Origin of the sequence: Arthrobacter sp. H14 (assembly GCF_000520495.1) — a bacterium.
Classification (GTDB): domain Bacteria; phylum Actinomycetota; class Actinomycetes; order Actinomycetales; family Micrococcaceae; genus Arthrobacter_C.
The window spans coordinates 5,842-12,736 of the sequence record NZ_KI914700.1 but is presented as its reverse complement, the minus strand read 5'-3'; the positions used below and the strand labels follow the sequence as shown (position 1 = coordinate 12,736).

Annotated in this window: 4 protein-coding genes, 4 pseudogenes and 1 riboswitch; of the genes and pseudogenes, 3 read left to right on the top strand and 5 right to left on the bottom strand. The window is 58.8% G+C overall.

Annotation, left to right across the window (positions count from 1 at the left end; genetic code table 11):
* On the top strand, positions 1–1,149 hold a 1,149-nt coding region (locus tag Y707_RS31805; RefSeq protein WP_333782867.1), incomplete at its 5' end, for a type ISP restriction/modification enzyme.
* Positions 1,150–1,793: 644 nt separating this feature from the next.
* Positions 1,794–2,513: an Abi family protein gene (locus tag Y707_RS0120675; protein ID WP_155853220.1), complete on the top strand. Its 720-nt coding sequence runs from the start codon at positions 1,794–1,796 to the stop codon at positions 2,511–2,513.
* Between the two features lie 288 nt (positions 2,514–2,801).
* On the opposite strand, the gene Y707_RS0120670 is transcribed toward Y707_RS0120675, so the two are convergent.
* Both Y707_RS0120670 and Y707_RS28055 read right to left on the bottom strand, forming a co-directional pair.
* On the bottom strand, positions 2,802–3,689 hold the full coding sequence (locus Y707_RS0120670) for a hypothetical protein (protein ID WP_216699309.1): 888 nt from the start codon (positions 3,687–3,689) through the stop codon (positions 2,802–2,804).
* Positions 3,690–3,970: 281 nt separating this feature from the next.
* Positions 3,971–4,276 (bottom strand): annotated as a pseudogene (locus Y707_RS28055) (DMT family transporter); the annotation flags it as partial.
* Between the two features lie 11 nt (positions 4,277–4,287).
* Positions 4,288–4,354, bottom strand: a riboswitch (guanidine-III (ykkC-III) riboswitch).
* 265 nt (positions 4,355–4,619) lie between these two features.
* On the opposite strand from Y707_RS28055, the pseudogene Y707_RS33030 reads away from it, so the two are divergent.
* Positions 4,620–5,218 (top strand): annotated as a pseudogene (locus tag Y707_RS33030) (TIGR03085 family metal-binding protein).
* Here Y707_RS33030 and hisF read toward each other — a convergent pair.
* From hisF to Y707_RS33025, 3 genes and pseudogenes are all read right to left on the bottom strand, one after another.
* Positions 5,215–5,982: an imidazole glycerol phosphate synthase subunit HisF gene (gene hisF / locus Y707_RS0120655; RefSeq protein ID WP_026536462.1), complete on the bottom strand. Its 768-nt coding sequence runs from the start codon at positions 5,980–5,982 to the stop codon at positions 5,215–5,217. The pseudogene Y707_RS33030 and the gene hisF overlap by 4 nt on opposite strands.
* Before the next feature lie 12 nt (positions 5,983–5,994).
* A pseudogene (gene hisG, locus Y707_RS28045) lies at positions 5,995–6,579 on the bottom strand (ATP phosphoribosyltransferase); the annotation flags it as partial.
* 3 nt (positions 6,580–6,582) lie between these two features.
* Positions 6,583–6,753: pseudogene (locus Y707_RS33025) on the bottom strand (thiamine phosphate synthase); the annotation flags it as partial.
* Positions 6,754–6,895: the final 142 nt, after the last annotated feature.

Sequence of the window (6,895 nt, the reverse complement as noted above, 5' to 3'; positions counted from 1 at the left end):
GTGCGGCTGAACGATTTAATAGCAGAGACGGACCTCGAAGTGCAGCGGGCAAAATTCAAGGACTCTTATCACGCAACTATTGATAGAGCTAAACCATCTTTGCCTGGAAGCGATACAGAACAAAATACCCAGAAACCGCTTCGCGATGAATTGATGATCCCGGATCCTAAAATAATCCAGGTAGGATATCGGACCCTGGACCGTCAATACCTCATCGCAGATAGCAGGATGATACATAGTCCTTCCTCCTTGTGGCATGGCCGCATACCCAACCAGATCTTCACGATTGAACAACACGCTCACTATCCCAAGTCTGGGCCTGCTCTGGCATTCTCATCACTCATTCCGGATAAAGACAGCTTCAACAACCGTGGTGGCCGGGTGTTGCCAATGTTGCAGCCCGACGGCACAGCGAACCTCTCATCCGGTCTGCTTGAGGCATTAAACGAACGATTGGGGCCGGGAATTGCAGCGGAGGATGTTACTTACTATCTTGCCGCCGTATGCGGCCACCCTGGATTTACCGAGCAATTCGACGCTGAGCTCCGTACGCCTGGGGTTCGTGTACCGCTGACCGCCGAGCGAACGTTATGGGACCGAGCAGTAGAAATTGGAAGATACGTCATTTGGTTGCACACCTATGGTGAACGTGGCGCGCATCCCGATGGGGCGACGGATATACGGTCAAGCGCAATTCCTATTGAACAGCCTTCTTATGACGTACCCGTAGGCAGAGATATGCCGAGCGCAGTCGAATACGATGCGACGGCACAAACGCTTCGTTTTGGAGCCGGCACATGGTCGCATGTGACTAAACGAGTGCGCGACTACATGGTTGGCGGGTCCAACATTATCGACTCGTGGACAGGCTATCGGCGGGCAAATCCGCGCGGCCGCCGGTCTTCGCCACTGGACGATATCAAAGTCTCCTCATGGCCAACTGAATGGTCCATCGAATTGACCGAACTGTTGAGCGTGATCACTCAACTCGTTGCCCTGGAACCTGAGCAACAATCCTTGCTGGAAGCGATCCTAGACGAGCCCACCATCAGTACGAACGAGCTTTCCCTCGCCGGCGTTCAATGGCCAACTACCCGAAATGAAAGGAAACCCCGTCTACCTCAAGATGGACAGCTGTTCGATATTTAGGCCTGTGAAATCACACAAGGTGGATGAGCATGTTAACCAAACGCCGATATCGGGCACATATGTCATGGAAATGGTCATGCCGGGGAGGACAAAAGCTGTTTAAAGACCAAAGGCCCAGCGGTGAAAACCGGTGGGCCAGAGGCTAAAGCTGTAACGGAGAGACCTGCCTCCGCCTTCCAGTAAAGTATATCCCACGATGAGCTCACCAGTCGACCCGCACTCACCGCCCCCGCCGCGTACGGTGCTGGCGCAGTACATCACCGAAACTCGACTCGCCCCGTACCTGGCTGCCACCGGAGATAATCAAAAGAGAGCAATTCAGCTCTACCAATTAGACGAGCCCACCATCAGTACGAACGAGCTTTCCCTCGCCGGCGTTCAATGGCCAACTACCCGAAATGAAAGGAAACCCCGTCTACCTCAAGATGGACAGCTGTTCGATATTTAGGCCTGTGAAATCACACAAGGTGGATGAGCATGTTAACCAAACGCCGATATCGGGCACATATGTCATGGAAATGGTCATGCCGGGGAGGACAAAAGCTGTTTAAAGACCAAAGGCCCAGCGGTGAAAACCGGTGGGCCAGAGGCTAAAGCTGTAACGGAGAGACCTGCCTCCGCCTTCCAGTAAAGTATATCCCACGATGAGCTCACCAGTCGACCCGCACTCACCGCCCCCGCCGCGTACGGTGCTGGCGCAGTACATCACCGAAACTCGACTCGCCCCGTACCTGGCTGCCACCGGAGATAATCAAAAGAGAGCAATTCAGCTCTACCAATGGAACATCAGTCTGTCCGGTGCGGTATACGAATCACTACACGTTTTTGAGGTGGTCCTGCGCAATGCACTGGACGCCCAACTGTGTTCGTGGAACGCTATGCAGGCCGATCGTCAGACCGGACGAAAACATAGTGAGGACTGGCTGCTTGATCCCTCACATCTTCTGATACGGCTCACCCGTGAAGGCAAGGACATTAGAACAGCCAGGAATCAAGCAGCCAACGCAACCCGGGGTCGCACCATTGCGATGGGCCATGCAGATCTGCTTGCGCAGATGAGTTTCGGTACGTGGCGTTACCTCTTGCCTACCAGTAGGGATGCGGGTCGTCAGCTGCTGTGGGATCAGGCGCTTACCGCCGCATTTCCACATCGATCACGTCCGGAAGCAGAAATTACTCGAGCCGTTCAAGGCATTCACCAGCTCCGCAATCGCGTGGCACACCTCGAACCGCTACTGAGGACTTCTAACGTCAGGGTGCAATACCACAACATGCGCGAGGTCCTGGCGGAAATCAATCCCGCTGTGGAGCACTGGTTTACCTCCACCCAACGGATTACCTCAGAACTGAACGCGCGCCCCTGAGGCGTCGCTCTGAGCAGACCAGGAAACGCCGCATGTGTGCAGCGGGCCCCCGCCGGATTGTGGCCAGCTCGCGAGGCGTTCCGATGGGCGGCGGTGCTCGGCTGGTAGTTCTGCGGCCGTGGCGCTTACCACCGATAACGGGCAGATACGTCGTGTACTGGTACTGGGCGGTTAGAGAAAAACCCGGCCGTTTCACGGCTCATGTTCAGAGAAGCGCGTCCGGAGACTTCGTTTCGCATCTCCAGCAAGAATGGGGCTTCCTGTATCGATCCCGACAAATGTGTGAGATCAGGTTGTAAGAATACGAAGGGCGCCGGCTGTTTTTCGAAGTGAATCCTCGCTGAGGGCCGAGAGCGGCACATTCGGTTTCCTGCTTGTGAACCCGCTGGAGCGCAGGTTTCCCGCCACCTCCTCGAGTCCTGGTATAGCGCCTAACTGCTGAAGGAACATTTCGAGCAGGGAACCGTCTGGCATTGCCTCCTTAGTCATTTTGGAGAGTCTTACAAAACTGAATTCCAGCGATGTGCCCTGGGCGCTGTAGTAGATAAAAGACACGGTTCCCAACCATTGGCCCTTACGGTCATAGATCCGCAGGCCGCCTGACGGCTTGGTGGTCTTGGACCCTGTCAGAGTCATTCCGCCGGAGGTAGCCGCGGCTGTTAGCAGGTTAAATTTCCCGAGACTGCCGGGATCATTCGTCCTCAGCCATGACCGGTATAGGTCCGCGGTCCATACGATCTGTGCATCATCCGCAGGAGCTGCCTTGGCTTCGGCTAACTCCCGTCCATACACCTGGGGCATCAGGATTTGAATTGAACCCTGAGTCAGATGCGAATATTCTACGGCGATGATCGAGGTGCCGGGCCCCGACATCGCATTGAGGTACTCCACCATCCTCTTCAAAGGTGCGTTAATGGCGTCAACGGCCAGAACGATCCGGAATTTTCCCTCTGCGAGATTCTGGGCCACCGCATGTCTGAGGGTCTGCCCCTCTTCCGTATCAAGCTGGAACGGCAATTCATTGTTGTGGTGGTTCCACTTGGCTGCGAAGTCATCCACATCCATCTTCCACAACCCCGACGCATAATCGAACATCTGCCCCACAATTTCACGCCGTATTTGTGGGTTGGCCGCCAGCTTGCACTCCACCAACGTCAGGTCGCCGTTCGTATCCACTACGACCAAGTCGGCCGCCCCGGCCTCAGACCGAAATTCACGGCAGGTGGTTGCGTCCGCGCTCACATCGGGAATCAAGTCCGGGTGAGCTGCCAGTATCCGTTGCAGGTCCGTTTCGAGGGCATAACCGGTCTTTTCGGGCTCCCGCCATGTACCGTCTCCCTGCCGGATCAAGATTTCACTCATACCCAATGACCTTATGCCCGACTGACCAAAGTGTGGAGTCCCCGGTAAAGCAGCACGGGGCGGCTACGATTTGTACAGGCAACAGCAGAGGCTGGGAGTTTCAGACCGATAACGCCCGCAACGATCATCATCAGGAAGATGACCTTCAACAAAGATGCCGTCTCCGCGCCGGTGATCATCGCGTAGATGACGGTCAGTGAAGCTCCGATGCCGACCCACACGGCGTAGGCCGTCCCGGTGGGCAGGTCACGCATGGCGTAGGCAAGGCCGCCCATGCTGGCGATGACGGAGGGAATGAAGATCAGTGTGGGCCCGAGCTTGCTGAAGCCTTCGGATTTACCCAGTGCTGTAGCCCAAACGGCCTCCAGGACGCCGGAGATAACGAGAACGATCCATGCCATGACAAAACTCCCGCGGGCCGTCTTGTCACACACCGGGTACGGCACCCATCGTCCGGGAGTCCCTGATCGGAACATTCACCACCCATTTTCTCACACCCGGTACGCGCCAAGGCTGGAAGGCTTGAAGGGGTTTACGGGTCATCCACCTGTGGGCGGGTGGAGCCCGAAGGATAGAGCTCAAAGCCGTCCACCTGTGGGTGAGCCGTCATGTACCCGACCGGCCAGTGAACCGCGCGTTCTTCATCCGGCCCATCATCAGCTGCTCGATGGGTTCGGCCCATGCAGAGCTTGTCGTTTTCCTCCAGGCCGTTGTCGTCAGGCTTTATGGACGGGTAGTTCTCCGGTGCTGGCGAGTTCGGCCACGCTCTGTGAAGGATGGCAGACGCGGGATCTGGCGGCGCATCTTTACCTCCGTGAACACCGTGCAGCCGTCGCACTGGGCCTGATCGCAAAGCCGCTGTCGAAAGTCAGCGACAAGGCAACACGCAAACTGGCTGAGGCGTCCAGCAACCGTGCCGAATACACGAAGCTGGTGGAGAAATTCCATTCCGGGCCGGCCCTTCGGCGCTTTCCCCAATGAAACTGCCGGCCGTGGACAAGAACGCGAACCTGACCGAGTATTTCGTTCACACCGAAGACGTCCGCCGCGCAACGCAACGTTGGGCGCCCAGGGCACTGGACGAGGAATATTCAGCGGCATTGTGGGACGAACTCGTCAAACGTGCCGCCATTCTCTACCGCGGCGTGGACCTCGGGATTGTGCTGGTCTGTCCTTCAGGCCCCAGGCACGTAGCCAAGCGGGCGCCGGTATCGGTGGCCATCGTAGGCGAACCTGGTGAACTGCTGATGCACGCCCATGGCCGCACCAAGCACGCGCTGGTCACCTTCGAAGGTGAACCCGACGCGGTGGCGCTGCTGGACAGCGCCGAAATCGGACACTAGCGGACCGGATATCCGGCCGCGGCAATCGCTTGTTTCACTTCCGCGAGGGCGCTGACCGGTCCGAAGTGAAAGATCGATGCCGCCAGCACGGCGTCCGCACCGGCCTGGACCGCCGGAGGAAAGTGCGCGGGCTCTCCCGCCCCTCCGGAAGCGATCAATGGAACCCTAACCGCAGCCCGCACTGCCCGGATCATTTCAAGGTCGAACCCGTCCTTGGTTCCGTCAGCATCGATCGAATTCAGGAGTATTTCGCCAACACCGCGTTCCCCGGCTTCGTGCGCCCACGCAACCGCATCTATCCCGGTGCCCCTGCGTCCCCCGTGCGTGGTGACCTCGAAGCCCGACGGCGTCACCCCCGGCGCCCGGCGGGCGTCCAACGAGAGAACCAGTACCTGCGCGCCGAAATGCGAGGTGATTTCGTCGATCACCTCAGGGCGGTTGACCGCGGCCGTGTTGATGGACGCCTTGTCCGCGCCACAACGGAGCAGCCGATCGACGTCCCCTACACCCCGCACACCTCCGCCCACGGTCAAAGGAATGAACACTTCTTCCGCGGTGCGGGCGACCATGTCGAAGGTCGTTTCCCGGTCGCTGGATGAGGCTGTAACGTCCAGGAATGTCAGCTCATCGGCGCCGGCGGAATCGTAACGGTGTGCCAGCTCCATCGGATCGCCCGCATCCCGCAGTCCGGCGAAATTAAGGCCCTTGACCACCCGCCCGGCGTCGACGTCCAGGCAGGGAATGACTCTGATGGCTACGCTCACTACCCCGGCCTCCTAGATACGGCAGGCGTGGATGCTGCTGACCAGAATGGCCCGCGCGCCAAGTTCATACAAGTCATCCATGATCTTGTTCGTCTCCTGCCGGCGCACCATTGAACGAACCGCCACCCACTGGCGGTCGCGCAGCGGCGAGACCGTCGGCGATTCCAGACCAGGCGTCATGTTGCAGGCAGCATCGGCGAGGTCAACGTGCACGTCGTAGTCCATCATCACGTATTGCTGTGCCACCAGCACGCCCTGGATGCGGCGCTGCAGGACGTCCAGACCGGCAGGCTGCTCGGATTCGGAACGCCCAATCAGAACGGCCTCGGAGTACAGAATGGGATCGCCGAAAGTTTCAAGTCCGGACGCCCGTAAAGTGGTTCCAGTGGAGACGACGTCGGCCACGGCATCCGCCACACCAAGCCGCACGGCCGATTCCACCGCTCCATCCAACCGGACGACGGAAGCGTCGATGTCACGGTCGGCGAGGTACCGGCGGAGCAATCCGTCGTAACTGGTGGCGATGCGGCGTCCGTTGAGCTGAGTCAGATCGCTGACCAGGACCATGGCCCGATCCCCGACGGCATCAGCGGTTCGCATGACCACTTCAGACAGGTCGACGGCTCTGGCGTTCTTGTCCCGGATCTGCACCATTTCGATGCCGCCGTCGACGGCGGACCGCACTGTCTCCAGCACCCCGCGCGTCCCGCACAGCTGCGGATCAGTGACCAGATACACGCCGGGGTTCAACACCACCCCCTCCAGTCCCATCACGAGATGGCCACCCGGGATCGGACTGCCTCAGCATCGATTCCAGCCAGGGCATCCAGAAACGCCACGGCGAAACTACCCGGCCCACCGGCCTCGCCCGCGGCCATTTCCGCCGCGACCGTATAGACCGCGGTAGCGGCAG